This is a genomic window from Sphingomonas sp. Leaf339 (assembly GCF_001426195.1).
Classification (GTDB): Bacteria; Pseudomonadota; Alphaproteobacteria; order Sphingomonadales; family Sphingomonadaceae; genus Sphingomonas.
In genome coordinates, this window is sequence record NZ_LMRS01000059.1 from 62032 (window position 1) to 84579 (window position 22548).

The 22548-nt window shown below is 67.5% G+C and carries 13 protein-coding genes and 1 pseudogene; 11 read left to right on the top strand and 3 right to left on the bottom strand.

Annotated features, from left to right (window positions below; genetic code table 11):
* Positions 1-30 precede the first annotated feature (30 nt).
* The 3 genes and pseudogenes from ASG67_RS17015 to ASG67_RS17025 form a co-directional block, all read right to left on the bottom strand.
* Entirely contained in the window at positions 31-1212 is a 1182-nt protein-coding gene (locus tag ASG67_RS17015) for an acetyl-CoA C-acyltransferase (protein WP_056532610.1), read from the bottom strand.
* Positions 1213-1232: 20 nt separating this feature from the next.
* On the bottom strand, positions 1233-2357 hold the full coding sequence (locus tag ASG67_RS17020; RefSeq protein ID WP_056532613.1) for an acyl-CoA dehydrogenase family protein: 1125 nt from the start codon (positions 2355-2357) through the stop codon (positions 1233-1235).
* A 1-nt stretch (position 2358) separates the two neighbouring features.
* Positions 2359-5820, bottom strand: a pseudogene (locus tag ASG67_RS17025) (indolepyruvate ferredoxin oxidoreductase family protein); the annotation flags it as partial.
* Between the two features lie 103 nt (positions 5821-5923).
* Between ASG67_RS17025 and ASG67_RS17030 the strand changes: the two are divergent.
* The 11 genes from ASG67_RS17030 to ASG67_RS17080 all read left to right on the top strand — a co-directional run bounded on the left by ASG67_RS17030 (position 5924) and on the right by ASG67_RS17080 (position 22547).
* On the top strand, positions 5924-6412 hold the full coding sequence (locus tag ASG67_RS17030; protein WP_056532619.1) for an Lrp/AsnC family transcriptional regulator: 489 nt from the start codon (positions 5924-5926) through the stop codon (positions 6410-6412).
* A 249-nt stretch (positions 6413-6661) separates the two neighbouring features.
* Complete coding sequence (locus ASG67_RS17035) at positions 6662-8095, top strand: M10 family metallopeptidase C-terminal domain-containing protein (protein ID WP_056532622.1); 1434 nt, start codon at positions 6662-6664, stop codon at positions 8093-8095.
* A gap of 62 nt (positions 8096-8157) precedes the next feature.
* The gene (locus ASG67_RS17040) at positions 8158-9318 is read left to right on the top strand and encodes an alpha-hydroxy acid oxidase (protein WP_056532625.1); all 1161 of its coding nucleotides are present in this window, start codon (positions 8158-8160) and stop codon (positions 9316-9318) included.
* 190 nt (positions 9319-9508) lie between these two features.
* Positions 9509-10984: a carboxylesterase/lipase family protein gene (locus ASG67_RS17045; RefSeq protein ID WP_056532628.1), complete on the top strand. Its 1476-nt coding sequence runs from the start codon at positions 9509-9511 to the stop codon at positions 10982-10984.
* Positions 10985-11228: 244 nt separating this feature from the next.
* Positions 11229-13481, top strand: coding sequence for a TonB-dependent receptor (locus ASG67_RS17050; protein WP_056532631.1), 2253 nt, complete (start codon positions 11229-11231; stop codon positions 13479-13481).
* 28 nt (positions 13482-13509) lie between these two features.
* Positions 13510-14910, top strand: a complete 1401-nt coding sequence (locus tag ASG67_RS17055) for an FAD-binding oxidoreductase (protein ID WP_056532634.1) — start codon at positions 13510-13512, stop codon at positions 14908-14910.
* On the top strand, positions 14907-16208 hold the full coding sequence (locus ASG67_RS17060) for an MFS transporter (protein WP_056532637.1): 1302 nt from the start codon (positions 14907-14909) through the stop codon (positions 16206-16208). Before ASG67_RS17055 ends, ASG67_RS17060 begins: the two co-directional genes overlap by 4 nt.
* 57 nt (positions 16209-16265) lie before the next feature.
* Positions 16266-16997, top strand: a complete 732-nt coding sequence (locus ASG67_RS17065) for a helix-turn-helix transcriptional regulator (RefSeq protein WP_056532640.1) — start codon at positions 16266-16268, stop codon at positions 16995-16997.
* Entirely contained in the window at positions 16994-17701 is a 708-nt protein-coding gene (locus tag ASG67_RS17070) for a FadR/GntR family transcriptional regulator (RefSeq protein ID WP_056532643.1), read from the top strand. Before ASG67_RS17065 ends, ASG67_RS17070 begins: the two co-directional genes overlap by 4 nt.
* Before the next feature lie 213 nt (positions 17702-17914).
* Positions 17915-19978, top strand: coding sequence for a TonB-dependent receptor (locus ASG67_RS17075; RefSeq protein ID WP_414887716.1), 2064 nt, complete (start codon positions 17915-17917; stop codon positions 19976-19978).
* A 109-nt stretch (positions 19979-20087) separates the two neighbouring features.
* On the top strand, positions 20088-22547 hold the full coding sequence (locus tag ASG67_RS17080) for a TonB-dependent receptor (protein WP_235535274.1): 2460 nt from the start codon (positions 20088-20090) through the stop codon (positions 22545-22547).
* Position 22548 lies beyond the last annotated feature (1 nt).

Below are 22548 nucleotides of genomic sequence, written 5' to 3' on the forward strand. Positions count from 1 at the left end.
ACCAGCGAACGATAGTCCCGGTGGTCGACATCAAATCAGCTCCAGCGCGATCGCGGTCGCTTCGCCGCCGCCGATGCACAGCGCGGCTATGCCACGGCGCGATCCACGCGTCCGGAGCGCGGCGATCAGCGTCGTGATGATGCGCGCACCGCTCGCGCCGATCGGATGGCCGAGGGCTGTTGCGCCACCGTTGACGTTGATCCGGTCGCGCGGAATGACCAGATCGCGCATCGCGATCATCGCCACCACGGCGAACGCCTCGTTGACCTCGAACAGATCGACGTCCGCGACGCTCCAATTCGCTTTCTCGAGCGCCTTGCGGATCGCGAATACCGGCGCGGTGGCGAAGGCGGCCGGGGCATGGGCGTGTGCCGCCGTCGCGACGATCCGCGCCTGTTGCGCCAGACCGAGCCGGGCGGCGACACTGCTGCGCGTCATCACGAGGGCTGCGGCGCCATCCGAGATCGAGGCTGACGTCGCGGCCGTAATCGTGCCGTTGTTCGTGAATGCGGGTTTGAGGCTCGGCACCTTATCGGGCTTGGCCTTACCGGGCTGCTCGTCCTGCGCGACCAGCGTGGTACCGCCGCGACCGGGAACTTCGACCGGCACGATCTCGCAGGCGAACGCGCCGCTTTCAATCGCGGCAGTGGCGCGCGCGAGGCTTTCGAGCGCGTAATGGTCCTGCGCGGCGCGGGTGAAGCCATAGGCCTGCGCGGTATCCTCGGCGAAGGCACCCATCGGCTTGCCCGGCTGATAGGCGTCCTCTAGCCCGTCGAGCATCATCGTGTCGACGATCCGGTCATGTCCGATCCGCGCGCCGCCGCGATGCTTGGGTAGCGCGTAGGGCGCGTTGGTCATGCTCTCCATCCCGCCCGCGACGATCACCTCGGCGCTGTCCGCGGCGAGCGCCTCGGCCGCCATGATCGCGGCCTGCATGCCCGATCCGCACATCTTGTTGACCGTGGTTGCCTCGACCGACTGCGGCAGCCCGGCGCCGAGCGCGGCCTGGCGCGCCGGTGCTTGGCCCAGGCCGGCCGAGAGGACGCAGCCCATATAGATCCGGTCGATGACCGCCGGGTCAACGCCCGAGCGCTCGACCGCGGCCCTGACCGCGGCCGCACCGAGCTGTGTCGCGGACAGGCCGGAGAGCGCGCCTTGGAAGCCGCCCATCGGAGTCCGCGCAAGGGAAGAGATGACGATCGGATCGGACATGACGCGGTCTTTCTAAAAGATCAGAGCGAGCGGGCGATGACCAGCCGCTGGATATCGGACGTGCCCTCGTAGATCTGGCAGACGCGGACATCGCGGTAGATCTTGGCCAGGCCATATTCCTCGAGATAGCCATAGCCACCAAGCGTCTGGATCGCGCCCGACACCACCGTCTCGGCGGTCTCCGAGGCGAAGAGCTTCGCCATCGAGGCCAGCGTCAGGCACGGTTCACCGGCATCCTTCGCCGCCGCCGCGGCAAGCACCAGGTGCCGCGCCGCTTCGAGACTGGTTGCGAGTGAGGCGAGCCGGAAGCCGACCGCCTGATGCTGGATGATCGCCTGGCCGAAGCTGCGGCGGTCCTTGGCATAGGCGACCGCGATGTCGAGCGCCGCCTGCGCCATGCCGACGCTCTGCGCGGCGATCCCGATGCGGCCCGCCTCGAGGTTGGACAGCGCGATGCCATAGCCCGCGCCTTCCGCGCCGAGCCGAAGATCGTCCTCAAGGAACAGATCGTCGAAGCGGATCGCGCAGGTGTCCGATGCGGCCTGGCCGAGTTTGTGCTCGACTTTGTCGACGCTGTAGCCGGGGCGATCGGTCGGGACGAGGAAGCCGGTAATACCGCGCCTGCCCGCCGTCGGATCGGTCACGGCATAGACCACCGCGAGCCCGGCGATCTTGCCCGAAGTGATGAACTGCTTGGCGCCGTCGAGGCGATAGCCGCCATCGACCTTTCGCGCCCGCGTTCGCATCGCGGCGGCGTCCGAGCCGGCGTCGCTTTCGGTCAGCGCGAAGGCGCCGATCATCCGCCCGGCGACGAGATCGGGGAGGAAGCGCGCCTGCTGTTCGGGCGTGCCGTCCTTGAGCAGGCCCGTGACGATCAGGCTGTTCTGGATCGACACGATCGTCGACAGCGCGCCATCGGCGGCGGCGAGTTCGATCAGCGCGAGCGCATAGCTGCCATAGTCGAGCCCCGCGCCGCCGACCGCCTCGGGCGCGGTCATTCCCATCAGGCCGAGCTCGGCGAGTTCGGCGAACAGCGCGGGCGGATAGCCCCCCGCCGCCTCATACGCCATGCTGTTGGGGCGGATCTGCTCCTGCGCGAAGCTTCGCACCGCGTCGCGGACGGCGGTTTGGGTTTCGGTCGGCATGTCAGGCGGCCTTGCTGAGGACGGGAACGGATGCGGCGAGCAGGCTCGCACGCTGGGCGGCATAGTCGGCGACGGCGGCTTCCTTGACCGGACCATAGCCGCGCACCCTGTCCGGCAAGGCGGCGATCGCCGTGACGGAGGCGAGCGCGGACCGGTCGAGATCGGTGCAAAGCTCGGTGATCGTGGCGAAATATTCCTCGCGCAGCGCCCGCTCGGCGCGGCGTTCCGCGGTGCGCCCGAACGGGTCGGCCCAACTGCCGCGCAGCCTTTTCATCCGCGCGAGCAGGGCGAACGCGGTAAAAATCCACGGTCCGAACTTGCGCTTGGCCGGGCGCCCAGTGCGCGCGTCCATCCGCGAGAGCAGCGGCGGCGCGAGCCAGATCGACACGCGCCTGGTGTCGGCGAATTGCGCTGCCAGTGTCTCGCGGAAGGCCGGCTCGGCGTAGAGCCGGGCGACCTCATATTCGTCCTTATACGCCATCAGCTTGTAGGCGTTGACCGCCACCGCGCGCAGCAGCGCTTCGCCCTCCGCACCGAACGGCGCGACCGCGGCGCGGACCGCGTTCACCAACCGCAGATAGCGCGCGGCATAGGCAGCGTCCTGATAGGCGGTCAGATCGACGACGCGGCGTTCGATCAGCGCCGCGGTGCCCTCCACGACGGGTTCGGGCGCGACCAGCCCGGCGACCTGCTCGACCTTGGCCATGTCGACCGCCGCCATCCGGCCCCATGCGAAGGCGCGCTTGTTGAGTGCGACCGCGGCGCCATTGGCCTCGATCGCGGCCTCGAAGGCAGCGGCCGTCAGCGGCAGCAGGCCCTTCTGAAAGGCATAGCCGACAAGCAAGGTGTTGGCGGCGACATTGTTGCCGAACAGCCCCTCGGCGATGCGGGTCGCGCTGAGCACGAAGCCCTGCTCGCCCGCCCGGCCGAGCATGGTGTCGATCATCCGTTGCGTCGGCAGCGTCGCGTCGCGATCGGTGACGACATCGGCGGTCGGCGTCTCGTCGCCATTGAGCACGACACGCCCCCTGCCCTTGGCGAACTTCGCCAGCGCATCGGCGCCGGTCGCGACGACCGCGTCGGTGCCGAGCAAAAGGTCGGTCTCCCCCGCGCCGATCCGCACCGCGTGGATGGTCGCGTCGGCGGGGGCGATGCGCACCTGGCTGACGACCGCGCCGTTCTTCTGCGCAAGGCCGGTGAAATCGAGCACCGTCGCCTTGAGCCCGGCGAGGTGCGCGGCGGTGCCGAGCAAGGCACCGACGGTCAGCACGCCGAGGCCGCCGATCCCGGCGACATAGACGTTGTACACGTCGCCGAGCGGCGCGATCACCGCATCGGGCAAGCGCGCGAACAGCTCGGCCTCGAGCGCCTGGATCCGCTTGCCGTCGGGCTTGCGGAGCACGGGGCCGTCGATCTCGACGAAGCTCGGGCAGAAGCCCTTCACACAGGAGAAATCCTTGTTGCACGCCGACTGGTTGATCGCACGCTTGGTGCCGAGCGGCGTGGCGAGCGGCTCGACCGCGATGCAGTTCGACTGGACCGAGCAATCGCCGCAGCCCTCGCAGACGCGCGGGTTGATGAACAGGCGACGGTGGGGATCGGGGAAGTTCCCGCGCTTGCGCCGACGGCGCTTCTCGGCGGCGCAGGTCTGTTCGTAGACGATCGCGCTGACGCCAGCGATCTGGCGCAGCTCGCGCTGGACCGTGTCAAGATCGTCGCGGTGATGCGTCGTCACCCCGCTCGGCAGGCCGTCCCACTTGGCGGGATCGTCGCTGACCAGTCGAACAGTGCCGACCCCTTCGGCGAGCAATTGCGCGACGATGCGGCGCGGCTCGATCACGCCCTCGGCAGGCTGGCCGCCGGTCATCGCGACCGCATCGTTGTAGAGGATCTTGAAGGTCATGTTGGCCCTGGACGCCACCGCGGCGCGGATCGCAAGCAGGCCGCTATGCTGGTAGGTGCCGTCGCCGATGTTCTGGAAGATGTGCCGCGTCTGCGAGAAGGGCGCTGCACCGACCCATTGCAGCCCCTCGCCGCCCATCTGGCTGAAGGTCGCGGTCTTCAGCTTGGGCTGCGACAGCGCCATGACATGACAGCCGATCCCGCCGCCAGAAATGGACCCTTCGGGCGTAGGGGTCGAACTGTTGTGCGGGCAGCCCGAGCAGAAGAAGGGTTTGCGCGCCGGGAAGGCGATCACCTCGCCGGTCCGCGCGCGGGCGTTCCACGCCGCGAGACGTGCGACGAGCCCGATCGGGTCATGGTTCAGCCGACCGACGATCGCTTGCGCGACCATCAGCGGGGTGAACTCCATGACGACCGGCAGCAGCGGCGCGCCCTCGGCATCGGTCTTGCCGGTGACACGGATGCGCTTGCCCGCACGGTGGAACAGCGCCGCCTTGAGCTGGGTCTCGACGGTCGGGTCCTTTTCCTCGACCACCAATATCTCGTCGGCATCGCCGGCAAAGGCCAGCAGCGGCGCCGCGGCGAGCGGCCAGCTCATCGCCACCTTGTAGATCGAGATGCCCAGCGTTTCGGCCTCATGCTCGCCGACCCCGAGATTTTCGAGCGCCTGCATCACGTCCTGATGCGCCTTGCCGACGGTGACGATACACAGCCGCTTGGCGCTGGCCGCGAACACCGGCGTGTCGATCCGGTTGGCGATCGCCCAGCCGATCGCCGCAGGGATGCGCTCCTCGACCATGCGCCGCTCGTATTCGGCGCGCTGCGCGGGCCAGGCGATGCCCGGATCCCAGTTGAGGCCATGCGGCGGCACCAGTTCTGGGGGCGCGGCGAAGGCGGGATACGCCTCGGGCAGGTCGAAGCTGGCGGCACTTTCGACGACTTCCGCGATCGTCTTCATCGCCACCCACACGCCCGCGAAACGCGACAGGGCGATGCCGGCGAGACCAAGCGACAGGATTTCCGAAACGTTGGCGGGCTGCAGCACCGGCATCATCACCGACTGGAAGATGCCGTCGGTCTGGTGCGGGAACATCGAGGATTGCGCGGCATGGTCGTCGCCGCCGATCGCCAGCACCCCGCCCAGCGCCGAGGTGCCGAGCATGTTGGCGTTGCGGAACACGTCCCCGGTGCGATCGACGCCGTTGCCCTTACCGTACCAGATGCCAAACACGCCGTCGGTGGTGGTCGGGCCGTACGCTTTGTGCATCTGCGCGCCCCACAGAGCGGTGGCGGCCAGATCCTCGTTCAGCCCCGGCTGGAACACCACATCGTGCGCGTCGAGATACTTTTGCGCCTTCCACAATTGCTGGTCGTAAGCGCCGAGCGGAGAGCCGCGATAGCCCGAGATGAGGCCTGCCGTGTCGAGCCCGTTCCTGCGATCGAGCCGGCGCTGCATCAGCGGCAGGCGCACCAGCGCCTGGATCCCGGTCATGAAGGTCGCGCCGGTTTCGTCCCCGTAAATCGCGTCCAGGCTGGTGGTGCGGTCGATCTTCATGCCGTGCTCCTCGAGAGGCGGCGAGCATAGCTGCGAACCCGGAGTGTTTCAGACCAAAGAACGCAGCTTTCGGTTGTGGATTAGGCGATATCCGCTAATATTCGATAGCATGGTAGCAAAGATCGCCAATCCGCTGAATCTCGACCGACAGGACCTCAAAATCCTGCAGGCGCTCGCACTCGACGGCCGGATGAGCTGGAGCGACCTTGCGATCGAAATCGGCCTGTCGCTGACCCCGACGCTGCGCCGCGTGCGGCGGCTCGAGCAGGACGGGATCATCCAGGGCTATACCGCCAAGCTCGACGAGACGCGGCTGATCGGATCGATGGCGGTGTTCATCTCGGTCACGCTGGAGCGGCAGGTCGACGAGATTCTCACCGCGTTCGAGGTCTCGGTGCTCAAGTTGCCCGAGGTGATGGGCGGCTATCTGATGAGCGGCGGCGCCGACTATCTGCTCCACGCCTTCGTGCGCGACCTCGACCATTACCGCGCCTTGCTCGGGCAGCTCACCCGGCTCGACGGGATCGCGCATATCCAGTCGAGCTTCGTCCTCAAGACCTTCGCCGCGCGCGCCACGCCGCTGCTCGGGTCCGCTTAGGCCGAGTCGATCGGCGTCCGCGGCGTGTGCGGGGCCATCCTGATCACCCCGCATCAGCGCCTGCTGCTGCCGAAAAGCACAGCCTGCATTCCGCTCAGCACAGCGAAAACGGTCGCCGAGCGGCGCTTCCTGGGCGCAACGTCTGCGCCTCGCGACGACGCATGTCGAAACGGGGACGGCGTCGACGTGTGCTGTCGACGCCGTCGGTCATCCCGGCAAACGGGGGGCTTTGCGCGTAGGGAGACGGTTATGACCAAGGCCTTGATGCCCGCACTGCTCATCGCGGGGATCGGTGTAGCGGGGGCAGCGACGCTCGGCCTATCCGCCGGGGTCAAGCTAGGTCCGCTCAAGCCCGATTTTGCCGTCGTCAGCGGCACGGCGACCATCGCAACGGTCGCCTTGCCCGCCCCGGCGTCCGACGCAACGCCCGGCACCGCCGCCTGTACCGCGCTGACCGCTTCGGCGGGTGCGACCGATCCGGCCCCCGGCACGGGCGGATGCGGTCTCCCGACCCACGTCACCTTGCAGGATCGCGTCTGGTTCGGCGCCTATTGGCAGGTGCTCCAGACCCCGATCGTGCTCGGCGGCGGCTATGCCAATGCGCGGATCGACCGCACGAGCGACGGCGATTTCTTCGACGGCATCGTCGAGAAGGTCGATGCGAACGGGCGGATCACCGACGTGATCGTCGCGTTCGCGGGCGCGCAAGGGCTCGATGCCGTCCAGGGCGAGGCCATTCTCGCCGGTATCCCGCTCGACGAGGCCACGCGGGCGACGAATGTCTTCGAACAGCTCTGGAACGACCCGCGCTACGCGAACGCGCGTATCCACGTCACCGGGCATTCGCTGGGAACGGGCTACACGCAATATATTCTCGCTTATTCGCTCGCGACCCACGGGGCGGCCGCAACCGATGCGCGCGCCGACTTCCTCGGCTTCGGCTCGCCCAACTGGCTGGCGTCGGCAGCGGCGCATTTCGGGGTCGATCCGACGCTGGCCGCCGCCCGGATGGTCGATTTCACCGCTTCGAACGATCCGGTCCTGCTGAATGGCGTGGTGCGGATCGGCATCAACACGTATCTCCCGGCGTTCAGCGGCTTGCGCGGCCTGGGCGCGGCGCTCGACGGGATCGCGGCGCATTACCCGACGACCTATGCGGCTGCGCTCGGGCTGCCTGACTGGCTGTCCGCAGCGGATCAGGCGGCCGCGACGGCCGCGCTGAGCCAGCAATTCCAGACGGGCGACTCGATCGCACCGGGTTATGGCCCTGCGGGCAAGCTTCCGCTGACCGTCGATGGCAGCGCCGGGGCGGAGTGGCTTCAGGGGCTGGGCGGCAAGGACCGGTTGATCGGACACGGCGGCGCAGACGTGCTGACCGGCGGTGCGGGAGCAGACGCCTTCGTCTATCTCAACCGCACCGACAGCGGAATAACCGCGGCGACCGAAGACCGGATCACTGATTTCTCACAATCGGAGGGCGACCGGATCGTCCTTTCCGCCCTCTCTCCGTTGCGTCGGTTGGCGTTCGTGGGCGCGGCGCCGTTCAGCGGCGCCGGCCAAATCCGCGTCCGATACGAGAACGGCGAGACGCGCGTTGAGATCAACCTCGATGGCGGTTCGCCCCCCACCATGATCACCCGCCTCAACGGGCAGGTCGCGCTTACGGCAAGCGACTTCGCATGAACGATCGTCATCCTGACCCGACATCCGAAATGCCGACAAAGAGCCAATAGCCGGGAAGCCCGATGCAAATACAACGTGCGAACAATGTGGCCGATCTCCGTCGGATGGCCAGCCGCCGGCTCCCGCGGCCGATCTTCGATTACATCGATGGCGGCGCCGACGACGAGGTGTCGTTGCGGCGCAACGTCAGCGCCTTTGCGCGCTACGAACTCGTCCCCGACGTGCTGAACGACGTGTCGGCGATCCGGACCGAAACCCAGATCTTCGGACAGACGTCGCGGTGGCCGCTGATGCTGTCCCCCACCGGGCTCACGCGCATGTTCCACGGCCATGCCGAGCTCGCCGTGGCGCGCGCGGCGGCGAAGCACGGCCTCCTCTACAGCTTGTCGACGATGGGCACGACACGACTCGAGGCGCTCGCACAGGCCTTCGCCGGGCCGAAGGTCTTCCAGATCTACATCTTCAAGGATCGCGGGCTGACGGCCGAATTCGTCGCGCGCTGCAAGGAGGCCGGGTTCCACGGCCTTGCGCTGACCGTCGATACACCCGTCGCGGGAAATCGCGAACGCGACCGGGTCAGCGGCTTCTCCCTGCCCGCCAAGCTCACGCCCAAGTCGCTGCTGAGCTTCGCGCTCCACCCGTCCTGGTCGCTTCCCGCGCTGACGGGGTCGAAGTTCAACCTGGCGAATGTCAGCCACAAGGTCGACGCGCTCGCCTCGGGGCCGATGAGCCTGTTCGACTATATCGGCGCGCAATTCGATCGCTCGGTCGGATGGCGCGACGTCGAATGGCTGGCGAGCCAGTGGAACGGGCCGCTCGCGATCAAGGGCGTCATGACCCCTGAAGACGCCCGCCGCTCGATCGCGTCGGGCGCGACCGGCGTGATAATCTCCAACCACGGCGGCCGGCAGCTCGATGGAGCCCCCGCCCCGATCGACCAGATCGATGCCGTACGTGCGGCGGTCGGCGATGCGCCCGACGTGATCTGCGATGGCGGCATCCGGCGCGGCTCGGACGTCGTCAAGGCGCTCGCGCTGGGGGCGACCGCCTGCTCGATCGGGCGCCCGTATCTGTACGGCCTGGCCGCCGCCGGCGAGGCCGGGGTCGATCGTGTGCTGACGATCCTCGGCGATGAGTTTCAACGCACCATGGCGTTGGCGGGGGTGAACGACATTGCCGCCCTGTCCCGCCGCCATGTCCGGCATTGGGAGGGTTGGCGGTAGTCCTTCGCAACCGGAGTCTTCCTCAATCGCAATGATGCAGATCGGCAGTTAGGTTTGATCTGGCGGAACGGTAGCTGGCCTGTCGATCGACAGGCGTCGATAGCGTCGGCAACGATCTTGCCCCCGTAATCACCGGGGAAGCAGGTCCGTCGCCAAGCGCGACGCAACGAAGACAACGATGGGATGCAGGATGAGCACTGACGAGCGCGTCGTATTGAGCACGGGCAGCCTGCGCGGCACGCGGAATGGCAGCGTGCGGAGCTTCTTTGCGATCCCCTACGCCGCGCCACCGGTGGGCGCGCTGCGCTTTGCCGCCCCCCAACCGGTCGAGCCCTGGACCGGCGAGCGCGAGGCGACGCTGCGCGGGGCGAGCGCCCCACAGCGGATCAGGGACTTTCCCGGTCTCGACGTCATCCCGTTGGTCGGGGACGGGCGGGCCCGCGGCGACGATTATCTGACGCTCAACGTGCATACGCCGGTCGATGCGGCAGCGCGCCCCGTGATGGTGTTCATCCACGGCGGCGGCTTCGTCGTGGGCAGCAAGGATGCGTCGGTGCAGGACGGCACGACCTTCGCGCGCGACGGCATCGTCTATGTCGCGATCAACTACCGGCTGGGCATCGACGGCTTCCTGCCGATCCCGGGCGTCCCGACCAACCTCGGGCTGCGCGACATGATCGCTGCACTCATCTGGGTGCGCGACAACATCGCGGTGTTCGGCGGCGATCCCGGCAACGTCACGGTGTTCGGCGAATCCGCAGGCGCAATGGCGGTCGCCGACCTGATCGCGTCGCCCTTGGCACGAGGGCTGTTCGGCCGTGCGATCGTGCAGAGCGGCCACGGCGCGATGGTCCGCGACATGTCCGTGGCGCAGCGGCTGGTGAAGAAGATCGCGGGCATCTTGAAGGTCTCGCCCGATGCGGCGGGTATCCGCAGCGTGGATTCCGAAGCGGGTCTCGATGCGGTCGAGGCGGTGGCCAAACCGACCGCCCGCATCGACCTGCGCGATGCAAAGGGTCGCGAGCCGGTGTTCGGCATCAGCCGGTTCGTGCCAGTGTTCGGCGATGACGTTCTGCCCGACACGCCGGTCGCCGCGTTGCAAAAGGGCGCCGGCGCCGATGTCCAGCTGTTGATCGGCAGCAATGCTCAGGAGATGAACCTCTATTTCGTGCCGACCGGCGTGAAGGCGAAGATGCGGCGATGGCTCGCCTGGGTCGTGCTGCGCAAATCGATGCCGCGCGCGTGGGGCGTCCTGAAGGCGTATGGCGCGGGGCGGAGGCCGATCGGCGACGTGTTCGTCGATGCCACCACCGATCTTGTGTTTCGCTGGCCGGCGCGGGTCTATGCTGCGGCGCATCGGGGTCGCACGCATATGTACGAGTTCGACTGGCAGTCCCCGGCGGGCGGCGGGCTCGGTGCAGCGCACGGCATGGAATTGCCCTTCGTGTTCGACTCGCTCGCGATCACGACCGGTCCCGAAGGCCTTACCGGCACCGCACCGCCGCAGGATCTGGCGACGCGCGTTCACGCCTTGTGGGTTCGCTTCGCGACCGACGGCTATCTGCCGTGGGCCGCGTTCGATGCGGATACCCGGCAGGTATACCAATTGGAGCGCGGGGAAGCCGTTTCGGAACCGTCCATGCCTGCGGCGCCGTTCCTGGCCTGACCCGGAAGCCCGCGCGTATCCGCTAGGTCCGGTGCTGGCCTGCGCCGACACGACTCCCGTTCCAGGACGCCGTGCGCGCTTGGCGACCACTGCCCTCCCGCTCGCATCTCTGCACAATCTGGCATCCGATCGGCACACTGTTCCCGTGTGCACTCCCGATCCTATCTGATAGGACGTCTCTACCTACCTGATAGGTCAAAAACAAAAGACGGGTGCAGCACAGCATCTTCACGGGAGAGAGACAATGTCAGGCGCTCATAACTTCACCTCGCGCGCACTACTGACCGGCGTAGCGTTCGCGATCCTCGTGCCGGTCGCTGCCACGGCGCAGGACACGACCGCGGCGCAGGCGACGCCGGCGTCGGACACCAGCGAAACCGCGGATATCGTCGTCACCGCGCAAAAGCGCAGCGAGCGGCTTCGCGACGTGCCAGCCTCCGTCTCGGTCGTCACCGCGACCGATCTCACCAAGCAGGGCGTCGTCCAATTCTCCGATTACGCGACGCGCGTGCCCGGCCTGTCGCTAACCTCGGTCCGCACCGGACAGACGCAGGTCACGCTCCGCGGCATCACCACTGGCGCGGCACAGTCAGCATCCTCGACAGGCTACTATGTCGATGAGGCGCCGATCGGATCGGTCAACGCCTATACCGGTGGCAGCACCACGACGCCCGATCTCGATCCGTCGGATCTGGCGCAGATCGAAGTGCTGAAGGGCCCGCAGGGAACGCTCTACGGTGCGGGCGCCGTCGGCGGCCTGCTCAAGTTCGTGACGGCATCGCCCAGCTTCACCGAGCTCGGCGGGCGCGTGTCCGGCGGGGTTACCGAAGTCGCGCATGGCGGCGTCGGTTATGCCGGTCGCGGCGTGCTCAACGTCCCGCTCGTCACCGATCAGCTGACCTTCCATGTCAGCGGCTTCTATCGGCGCGACGCCGGTTATATCGACAACGTCAACGCGCGCATCGGCCGCAGCGACATCAACCGCGCAACGGTGCGCGGCGGGCGCGCGGTGCTCGCGATGAAGCTTGGGCCCAACGTGCGGCTCGACCTGTCGGCAATCGGCCAGGATACCTCGACGCGCGGACTCAACACCGTCGACGTCGACGCCGTGACGCTCCAGCCGCTGTTCGGCCGGCTGACGCAGAACCGCAACGTGGCGGAGAGCGGCTTCACCCAGTTCCGCCTCTACAATGCCACGCTGCGCGCCGATCTCGGCGCGATCAACGTCGTCTCGTCGACGACGTATCAGCATACGTCGTTCCGCCAGGTGTCCGACGCGACGCGCAGCTTCGGGGCGCTGCTCGGCGGGCTGTTCGGGATCCCGACGCTCGGCGTGCGCCAGAACCAGAACACGCGCAGCGAGCGCTGGTCGGAGGAAGTCCGCGCCAGTGCCGATGGCGTCGGCAACGGGCTGATCGATCTGCAGGCCGGCTTCTACTGGACGCACGAGCAGGATTCGAACCGGATCCCGAGCTTCGATCCGTTCCTGACGACGAACGGGGCGGCGCTCCCGCTGCCCAATCTCGTGACCGCGGCGATCCTCTCGAAATATGAGGAATATTCGGTGTTCGGCAATGCGACGCTGCATCTCGGCGACAAATTCGATCTGCTCGGCGGCATCCGCTACAGCCATGACGATCAGGACTATTTCCAGGACTATAGCGGACTGATCATCGGCCCCCGCCGCATCAACACCGGCAAGGAAAAGGCCGACATCGCCACCTACCTTGTCTCGCCGCGCTACAAGCTGTCGGACAATGCGATGATCTATGGCCGCGTCGCCTCGGGCTATCGCCCCGGCGGGCCGAACGCCGTGCCACCGCCCAACGTCTTCGTCGCGCCCGACACCTTCGCGCCCGACCAGCTGACACAATATGAGATCGGCTTCAAGGGGCAGACCGCCGACCGCAAGCTGAGCATTGATGCCGCCTTGTTCTACACCAACTGGAAGGACATCCAGATCCAGACCAGCGCGGCCGGGTTCAACTTCTTCGTCAACGGCGGCAAGGCGCGGAGCCAAGGGGCCGAGGCGACGATCCGCTATCGTCCGGTCACCGGCCTGAACTTCGGCCTCAATGCCGGCTACACCGATGCCAAGCTGGTGACCGCGGCACCGGCAGCCGGCGGGCTCAATAGCGACCGCCTGCCCTACGTCCCGCGGCTCGCCGGATCGCTCACCGCCGACTATGGCATTCCACTCAGCGGAGAGATGAAGGCCAACATCGGCGGCAGCGTGAACTATATCGGCAATCGCAATTCCGATTACAGCCAGCGATTCCCCAAGCGGCTGAACGCCTACACCACCTTCGATCTGCGCGCGGGAATTGGCTACGGCGCCTGGTCTCTCTCGGCCTTCGCGCGCAACCTGACCGACAAGCGTGCGATCACCGTCGTCGCGCCGGCCGGTCTCGCGCCGAGCAACACCGCCGGACAGGTGTACGGCGCCGCCTATATCCAGCCGCGCACGATCGGCCTGGAAGCGGCGCTGCGTTTTTGACCCTGCCGCCCGGGCAAAGGACGACTTCATGCATATCGACGTTACTTTAACGCGCCCGCCGCTCGATCCCGGCTTCGTCGCGGCGCTGCGGCAGCGCTTCGGCGATGCGCTCGACATGGGCGCCGCGGCGCTTGCCCAGCACGGCGCGAGCGAAGCGCATTTCGCGCCGATGGCGCCCGATGCCGTGGTCTATGCGGGGTCGACCGACGAGGTGGTCGATCTGGTGCGGATGTGCACCGCGGCCGGCGTGCCGATCATTCCCTACGGCGCCGGTACGTCGATCGAGGGCAATGCGCTGGCGGTGCGCGGCGGTGTCAGCGTCAACCTCTCGCGGATGACCGAGATCGTCGCGGTCCATGCCGAGGATTTCGACTGCACGGTGCAGGCCGGAGTGCGCCGTGAGGAACTGAACCTGCATCTGCGAGACATGGGCCTGTTCTTCCCGATCGATCCCGGCGCGAACGCCACGATCGGGGGCATGGCGTCAACGCGTGCCAGCGGCACGAACGCGGTGCGCTATGGCACGATGCGCGAAGCGGTACTGTCGCTGACCGTCGTCACGCCCGACGGCAAGGCGATCAAGACCGCCACCCGCGCGCGAAAATCGGCGGCGGGCTATGATCTGACGCGCCTGTTCGTTGGGTCGGAGGGCACGCTCGGCATTATTACAGAGGTGACGCTGCGGCTGCACCCGATTCCCGAAACGATCAGTTCGGCGGTCTGTGGCTTCGACAGCCTGCAGGGCGCGGTCGATACCGTCGTGCAGGCGATCCAGTGCGGCGTCCCGCTCGCCCGCGTCGAGATCCTCGACGACAAGCAGATGGCGGCGGTCAACGCCTGGTCGAGGCTCGGCTATCCCGAGGTGACGACGTTGTTCTTCGAATTCCATGGCTCGCCGGCCGGGGTGGCGGAACAGGTCACGCTGGTGCGCGATCTGGCCGAGGCGAACGGCGGTGGCGAGTTCCAGTGGTCCAACCTGCCCGAGGAGCGCGCCAAGCTGTGGAAGGCGCGACACGAAGCCTATTACGCCGCGGTCAACGTCCGCCCCGGTGCGGTCGGCTGGACCACCGATGTCTGCGTCCCGATCAGCCGCTTGCCCGAATGCATCCTTGAGACGAAGCGCGATCTCGAGGCGGGCACGGTCCCCGCCACGATCCTCGGCCATGTCGGCGACGGCAACTTCCACGTGATCTTCTCGATGGACCCGAACTCGTTGGAAGAGTTGCGCGAGGTCGAGGCGATCAACGCCCGGCTGGTCCAGCGCGCGCTGCTGATGGAGGGCACCTGCACCGGCGAACATGGCATCGGCCTCGGCAAGCAGGACTGGCTGGTCGCCGAGCTCGGCGATGCGGTGGATGTGATGCGGACGCTGAAGCGGGCGCTCGATCCGCAGGACCTGTTCAACCCCGGCAAGATCTTTTCTTTATGAACGAGCGTGTCATCGACCGGCCGTTCGGTCGCGCCGTCCCCGGCCTGTTGGTGCTCGGGCTCGCAATGGCGGTCGGCTTCGCGCAGATGGGCTCGTTCAGCACCGTGCAGGAAGGCGCCAAGGCCGAACTGGGGCTGAGCGACGTTACGCTCGGCCTGATCCAGGGCGGCAGCGCGGCGGTGCCGCTGGTACTGTTCTCGATCCCGATCGGCATTCTGGTCGATCGCTGGAACAGGATGCGGCTGCTGTTGCTGTTTTCGGCCGTGGCGGTGTGCGGATCGCTGCTGACCGCGATCGCCGGCAATGTGCCGACCTTGTTCGTCGCGCGGATGATGACCGGCATCGCGACCACCGGCGGGCTCACTGCGGCCTTGTCGCTGGCGGCCGACATGTGCGCGCCGGCGCAGCGCGGGCGCGCGATGTTGCTCGTCACGCTGGGGAAATCGCTCGGCGTCGCCTGCGCCTTTGCACTCGTCGGATGGCTGTTCGGCCTGTTCTCCGGCGGCTTCACCCTGCTGGGAACCGGGCTGCCATGGCGCGCGACGCATATCGCGCTCGCCGCGGTTGCCGCGCTCGCCAGCCTGCCGCTGTTGCTGCTCGCGGAGCCGGTGCGGCTCGAGGTCGCGGCTGGCCCGCGTGCGGCCTTTCGCGTCGTTGCCCATCAACTGTGGGCGCGCCGCGCCTTCCTGATCCCGCTGTTCATGGGCCAGGTATCGGTGGTGATGGCCGACGCGGCGGCCGGTATCTGGGCCGCGCCGATGCTGACCCGCTATTTTCACCTGACGCCGCAACAGTTCGGGGGCTGGATGGGCGCGTTGCTGCTCGGCACTGGTGTCATCGGCGCGTTGCTCGGCGGGATCGTCGCGGACCTTGGGCAGAATAGCGGACGGCGCGGCGGGCTGCTGATCGGCGCTGTCGGCGCGGCGGTGATCGGCATTCCGGCGGCCTTGTTTCCGCTCAGCGGATCGGTTCCGGTCTTTGCAATCGCGCTCGGGACACTGATGCTCGCTGGCACGATCACCGGGCTGATCACCTCGGTCGCGATCACGGTGATGCTGCCCAACGACCTGCGCGGCCTGTGCCTCGGCGCGTTCATCGCCTTTGCCGGCTTGATCGGCTACGGCCTCGCACCGCCGCTGGTCGGCTGGGTCAGCCTATTGCTCGGCGGCGAGCAGCATCTTGCAATCAGCCTGACGATCGTCGGCGTGACGACGAGCATCGCGGCGCTTGGCTCATTCTATATCGCGATGCGCCGCGCGCCGATGGCGCCGACCGATCACTATAAGGCCGACCTATAAGAGAGCAGTTGATCAACCTATCCGATAGCTCTATGGGCTTTGTCGAGGAGTGGCGAGATGGAACGCATACCGATGTCGCCCGAGATGATGGCAATCGTGGGACCCGGCGTAACCGACCCGCCGCTCGACGCATCGCTTATGCTGGCCTTCAGCCTTGGCGAGATGCCGATCATCGCAATCCAGGAGGCTGACCCATCGAGCGATACGGCCGCGTTGCGGTTGTGCGTTACCGAGGATGCGTGCCGCCGCTTGTTTGGCCAGATCCCTACCCTGCCGGCAACCTATCACCTTCCCAGCGACCTGCGCGCGATTGCGCTGGCAGTTCGCGATTGCACGCTGGAAGGCGCTGCCGGGATCACATTGCGGGGTGCCAAGAGCACCGAATTGCTGTGTCAAAGCATCGCAGCGCTGCTCGGTGGCGCCTTGGTGCCCGCCAATGCCAACGCCGCCTTGTCCGAGCGCGATACGCGTCGGATCGTCCATGCACGCGATATCATCGACCAGCATTGGCGCGAGAAACTGACGCTCGACACGATCGCGGGGACCTGCGGCGTCAACCGCGTCAAACTCACGAGCGGGTTCCGCGCGATGTTTGGAGTCAGCGTCGCCGATGCGATCGCCGAACGGCGGCTTGGCGGCGCAAGACAGATGCTATTGGCGACCGATTTGCCCGTCTCGTCGGTCGGCTATGCCTGCGGCTATCTCAGCAATGCGAGCTTCACCCGCGCCTTCTCGCGTCGCTACGGTGTCGTCCCCTCGCGTCTGCGCGCCGGGGCGATGGCGGCGTGACCGTCGTAACCGCAATCGGCGGCAGCCTCGTCGATCAGGCCGTACGCCGCGTGCGCGATCACATCCGGTCGAACAACATGAAACCGGGCGACACCCTGCCCGGCGAAGGCCATTTTGCCGCCGACCTCGGAGTCAGCCGCGCCGTCATGCGCGAGGCGTTCGGGGCATTGGCCGCGCTGCGCCAGATCGACGTCGCCAATGGCCGCCGCGCGCGCGTCGCGGCGATCGACGGGACGGTGATGAGCGCTTCGCTCGACCATGCCGTCGCGACCGACCAGATCTCGGTTCCCGATGTGTGGGATGTGCGGCGCACGCTCGAACTGCGCACGGCCGAACTCGCCGCGCATCATCGCAGCGACAGCGATGTGCGCCGGATCACCGGTCTGGCCGCAGCGATGATCGTCGATCGCAACGATCTCGACGCGCGAACGCGGCACGACATCGCGTTCCACCAGGCGATCGCGCAGGCGAGCGGCAATGCCCTGTTCCTGCAGATCGTGCGATCGTTCGAGGCGTTGATGCTGGTTGCCGTGCCGACGGCATGGCGGACCCGGACCGACATCGAGCAACAGGATGTGATGCTCGCGCATCACCGATCCATCGCCAACGCCATCGCCGACCGCGACACCGTTGCCGCGGTGGCGATGATGAACGCCCATTTCGACGGCTCCATCAGCGACTTTTTCAGTCGAACGACGCTTTAGCGTTTCCGATTTTGCGGGATCTGAAGCTGAACGAACGTCCGATTTCAACATTCTTAAAATCTAAAGCAGACAGGCGGGTCTCCACCCAAAAAAGACTAGCGTGGCTCGGACTTAAAAGCCGAATGCCCCTTCCGCGGAATTAGGCCGAACCAAGATCATTTCACCGACCTAAGGTTCTATAGCATTCGTAAGCTTCGCGGACTCTGAAGAGTTATGCAAAAGCGTATCGCCCTATCGACCTTAATCAGCATGTCGGTCACTACACCAGCTACCTGTCAAACGTTAGATGGGCAGAAAAACTCGAAGGGGCAAATTACCGACGAGTACATCGTCGTGACCGGGCGCGGCCTGCCGGTGTCGCCCGGCGAGCGCGCCTTCGACATCGTCACCATCGATCGCGACCGGTTGCAGGCCAACGCCAGCCAACGGCTGGAAAGCGTGCTCGCCGACGTCGCCGGCCTCCAGCAATTCCGCCGCTCCGACAGCCGCTCTGCCAATCCGACCAGTCAGGGCATCACCCTGCGTGGCATCGGCGGCAACGCGTCGAGCCGCGCGCTGCTGATCCTCGACGGCGTGCCGCAGGCCGATCCGTTCGGCGGCTGGGTCGCGTTTCCGGCCTATGCGACCGGCCGGCTGGGGCAGGTGCGGGTGACGCGGGGCGGCGGCAGCGGCTATTTCGGGCCGGGCGCGCTCGCCGGCGCGGTGGAACTCGACAGCGCAACGCCCGACCAGATCGCGCCGCTGGTGGCGAGCGTCGTCTACGGCAGCCGCGATTCGGTCGAGGCTCAAGGGTCGGCAGCGCTGGTGCGCGACGGCGGCTTCGCGACGCTGTCGGCGGCCTATGCCCGCGGCGACGGTTTCGTACCGACGGTGGCGGAGAGCCGCGGCCCGGTCGATCGCCCGGCACCCTACGAACAGGCATCCGGCGCGCTCCGCACCGTGGTGACGATCGCCCCCTCGACCGAAGTGCAGGCCAATGTCAGCGCTTTCACCGACACCCGCGAGCGCGGCACGGCGTTCACTGCCAACCGCTCGAAAGGGGCGGACGCCAGCCTGCGCCTCGTCGGGCGGGGAGCCTGGGGCTGGTCGGCGCTCGGCTATCTGCAGACTCGCGCCTTCGCGTCGAGCTTCGCCAGCGTCAACGCGACCCGAACGACGGTCAGCCAGTCGCTCGACCAGTATAACACCCCAGCAACGGGCCTCGGCGCGCGGATCGAGGTGCAGCCGCCGCTCGGCGGGTTCGTCGACCTGCGGCTGGGCGCGGACATCCGCGACGTGTCGGGCAAGACGCAGGAGCTGTTCACCTTCGTCAACGCCGCCCCGACGCGGCGGCGCGACGCGGGTGGATCGACCCGGACCGCCGGCCTGTTCGCCGACGGCAGCGTGCCGATCGGCGACCTGACCTTGACCGGTGCGGCGCGCGTCGATTGGTGGCGGATCGACGGTGGTTACCTCAGCGAGCGGCCGATCGCCGGTGGCGCGGCGCTAACCGATAACCGTTTCGCAGACCGTGACGGCAGCGAATTCACCGGGCGGATCGGCGCGGCCTATCGCCCGGTCCCGGCGGTGACGCTGCGCGCCGCAGGCTATCGCGGCTGGCGGCTGCCGACGCTCAACGAACTCTACCGCCCGTTCCGCGTCGGCAACGACACGACCGCCGCGAATGCCGCGCTGTCACCGGAGCGGTTGACCGGCGTCGAGGGCGGCGTGACGCTGGCCCCGTTCGCCGGTGCCAGCCTCGCGGCGACGGTCTTCCACAACCGGCTGGACGATGCGATCGCCAACGTGACCCTGTCGTCGACGCCGACCAGCGCATCCCGGGTGCGGCGCAATCTGGACGCGATCCGGTCGACCGGTGTCGAGGTCGACGCGCGCTATACGCTGGGCGCCTTCGGCGCGCTGGCATCGTGGAGCCACGTCGATGCGCGGGTCAGGGCGTCGGGTGCCGCGGTGGCGCTCAACGGCCTGCGCCCGGCGCAGACGCCGCGCGACGCGCTGTCGGGGACGCTGGGCTGGCGCCGGGGTGGCGCCGCGCTGTCCGCCACAGTGCGGCACGTCGCCCGCCAGTTCGACGACGACCAGAACAGCCGCAGCCTCGCCCCCGCGACGACGCTGGACGGCTTCGCCGCATTGCCCCTGACCCATGGGCTGACGATCGAGGTGCGGGCGGAGAACGTGTTGGACGCGCGGGTCGAGGTGGGAATCAGCGGCGCCAACATCGTCGAACGCGCGACACCGCGGACGCTCTGGTTAGGGGTGCGCACAAAAATCATGTAACTGATAGAACCTTCGGCCGAAGGCACGATGGCATCCTGAGATTCCTCTCAGCATCCCCGCATCCAACGTTGCTAAGCTAGCAACACAGATCTCGAGGGGAGAGACGATTTTGCACGCTCATTGGCTGCTCTGCGCCGCAGTGGTCACCACGCCAGCGGCAGCGCAGACCGTCGATTCTGCCCGCGACGGGGGCGGCGACATCGTCGTGGTGGCGACGCCGCTGCTCGATGCCGGCGAGGACGTTGTCCGATTGCCCGCGCAGCACGTGTCGGACGAACAACTCGTCGCGGCGCATGCCGTTGACCTGACCGATTACCTGCGCCGCACCGTCGGCGGCGTGTTCGTCAACGAGGTTCAGGGCAATCCGCTGCAACCCGACATCACCTATCGCGGCTTCACCGCCTCGCCGCTGCTCGGCACGCCGCAGGGGCTGTCGGTCTATGTCGACGGCGTCCGGGTCAACCAGCCGTTCGGCGACGTCGTCAGCTGGGATCTGATCCCGACCTCGGCGATCCGCTCGACCACGGTGGTGTCGGGATCGAACCCGCTGTTCGGGCGCAACTCGCTGGGCGGCGCGCTCGTCGTGCAGACCAAGGACGGGCGCAGCCACCCCGGCATGACCGCCGACGTCAGCTATGGCAGCTTCCGCCGCAGGATCGCCCGCGCCACGGTCGGCGGCCAGGCACGGGGCGGCTTCCACTGGTTCGGGTCCGCCGACTATTTTGCCGAGAACGGCTGGCGCGATGTCTCGCCGTCGCGCGCCGGGCAGCTGTTCGGCAAGGTCGGGTGGGCTGACGATCGCACCGATATCGCGCTGTCGGGCAGCTTTGCCGACACCAACCTCAACGGCAACGGCTTGCAGGAATTGCGCCTGCTGGAGCGGGACCGGAGCAGCGTCTACACGCACCCCGACACCACGCGGAACCGCGCGTGGAGCGGCAACCTGACGCTGGCGCATGACCTATCCGACCGGCTGACGCTCAATACCAACGCCTTTTACCGCAACATCCGCACGCGCACCTTCAACGGCGACATCAACGACGATGCGCTGGGCGAGAACCTGTACCAGCCGAGCGCCGTGGAGCGGGCGGCGCTGACCCGCGCCGGGTTCACCGGCTTCCCGCTGGCGGGCGAGACTCAGGCGAACACGCCCTTCCCGCGCTGGCGCTGCATCGCCAATGCACTGCTCGACAGCGAGCCGAACGAGAAGTGCAACAGCCTCGCCAACCGATCCTCGACGCGACAGCACGAATGGGGCGGCACCGGCGAACTCGCCTGGACGGCGGGGATCAACCGGCTGACGCTGGGCCTCGCCTATGTCGATGGCCGGGCCGATTTCATCCAGTCGTCGCAGTTCGGCTATCTGACCGCGGATCGCGGCGTCGTGCCGATCGGCGGCCCCGGCGCGTTCGCCGACGGCACGCAGGATTCGGAGAATGCCTTCGACGCGCGGGTCGACCTGAAGGGGCGGACGCGGGTGTTCAGCGCCTATGCGCTCGACGCCATCGACCTGACGCCGACGTTGCATGCCGACCTGTCGGCGCGTTTCGACCGCACCGTCGTGCGCAATCGCGACCGGATCACTCCGGGCGGCGGCACCGGGTCGCTGGACGGCGACCACCGCTTTCACCGGCTCAACCCAGCGGTGGCGCTGCGCTGGACGCCGACCGCGGCGCTGGCGTTCGACGTCGCGATCGCGCAGACCAGCCGCGCGCCGTCGGCGATCGAACTGGGGTGCGCCGATCCCGAAAGCCCGTGCCGGCTGCCCAACGCGCTCGCTGGCGATCCGCCGCTGAATCAGGTGGTGGGGCGGACCGTGGAGGGCGGCATCAACCTGACCATTGCCGGCATCCAGGCGCGCGTCGGCGTGTTCCGTACCGTCAGCCGCGACGACATCCTGTTCGTCGCCGACGATCAGGCGGGCTTCGGCTATTTCCGCAATTTCGGCCGGACGCGGCGGCAGGGTGTTGACATCGACCTCGCCGGCCGGGTCGGGCCGCTGACGCTCACCGCGCATCACACCTTCCTCGACGCGACCTATCGCAGTCCGGAAACGGTGGATGGTTCCGCGAACAGCAGCAACGAAGGGCCGGCGCCGGGATTCGAGGGCGAGATCGACATCGTCAGGGGCGACCGCATCCCGCTGATCTCGCGCCACCTGCTGAAGGCCGGCGTCGCCATCGACCCGGTGCACTGGCTGACCGTGTCCACCGACATGGTCGCCAGCGCCGGCGTGATCGCCCGCGGCAACGAGAATGGCGATCATGAACCGGACGGCACCTATTATCTCGGCGAGGGCAAGACCCGCGCCTATGCGGTCGTGAACGCCGGGATGGAGGTGCGCCCGGCGCCCGGGTTCGCGCTCTATGCACAGATCAGCAACGTACTCGACAAGGACTATGCTACTGCGGCGCAACTGGGCGCGACGGGGTTCGACGCGACCGGCAACTTCGTCGCGCGGCCATTCGCCGGCCCGGTGATCGACGGCGAGCGGCCGCTGGTCAATTCGACCTTCTACGCACCCGGCGCGCCGCGCTCGGTGCAGGCGGGCATGCGCTTGGCGTTCTGAC

What these genes read in the sequence shown, in the direction of transcription:
- ASG67_RS17030 (WP_056532619.1), top strand. Translation starts at nt 5,924, where the DNA reads ATGGTAGCAAAGATCGCCAATCCGCTGAATCTCGACCGACAGGACCTC.
- ASG67_RS17020 (WP_056532613.1), bottom strand. Translation starts at nt 2,357, where the DNA reads ATGCCGACCGAAACCCAAACCGCCGTCCGCGACGCGGTGCGAAGCTTC.
- ASG67_RS17060 (WP_056532637.1), top strand. Translation starts at nt 14,907, where the DNA reads ATGAACGAGCGTGTCATCGACCGGCCGTTCGGTCGCGCCGTCCCCGGC.
- ASG67_RS17075 (WP_414887716.1), top strand. Translation starts at nt 17,915, where the DNA reads ATGCAAAAGCGTATCGCCCTATCGACCTTAATCAGCATGTCGGTCACT.
- ASG67_RS17065 (WP_056532640.1), top strand. Translation starts at nt 16,266, where the DNA reads ATGGAACGCATACCGATGTCGCCCGAGATGATGGCAATCGTGGGACCC.
- ASG67_RS17015 (WP_056532610.1), bottom strand. Translation starts at nt 1,212, where the DNA reads ATGTCCGATCCGATCGTCATCTCTTCCCTTGCGCGGACTCCGATGGGC.
- ASG67_RS17040 (WP_056532625.1), top strand. Translation starts at nt 8,158, where the DNA reads ATGCAAATACAACGTGCGAACAATGTGGCCGATCTCCGTCGGATGGCC.
- ASG67_RS17035 (WP_056532622.1), top strand. Translation starts at nt 6,662, where the DNA reads ATGACCAAGGCCTTGATGCCCGCACTGCTCATCGCGGGGATCGGTGTA.
- ASG67_RS17045 (WP_056532628.1), top strand. Translation starts at nt 9,509, where the DNA reads ATGAGCACTGACGAGCGCGTCGTATTGAGCACGGGCAGCCTGCGCGGC.
- ASG67_RS17050 (WP_056532631.1), top strand. Translation starts at nt 11,229, where the DNA reads ATGTCAGGCGCTCATAACTTCACCTCGCGCGCACTACTGACCGGCGTA.
- ASG67_RS17055 (WP_056532634.1), top strand. Translation starts at nt 13,510, where the DNA reads ATGCATATCGACGTTACTTTAACGCGCCCGCCGCTCGATCCCGGCTTC.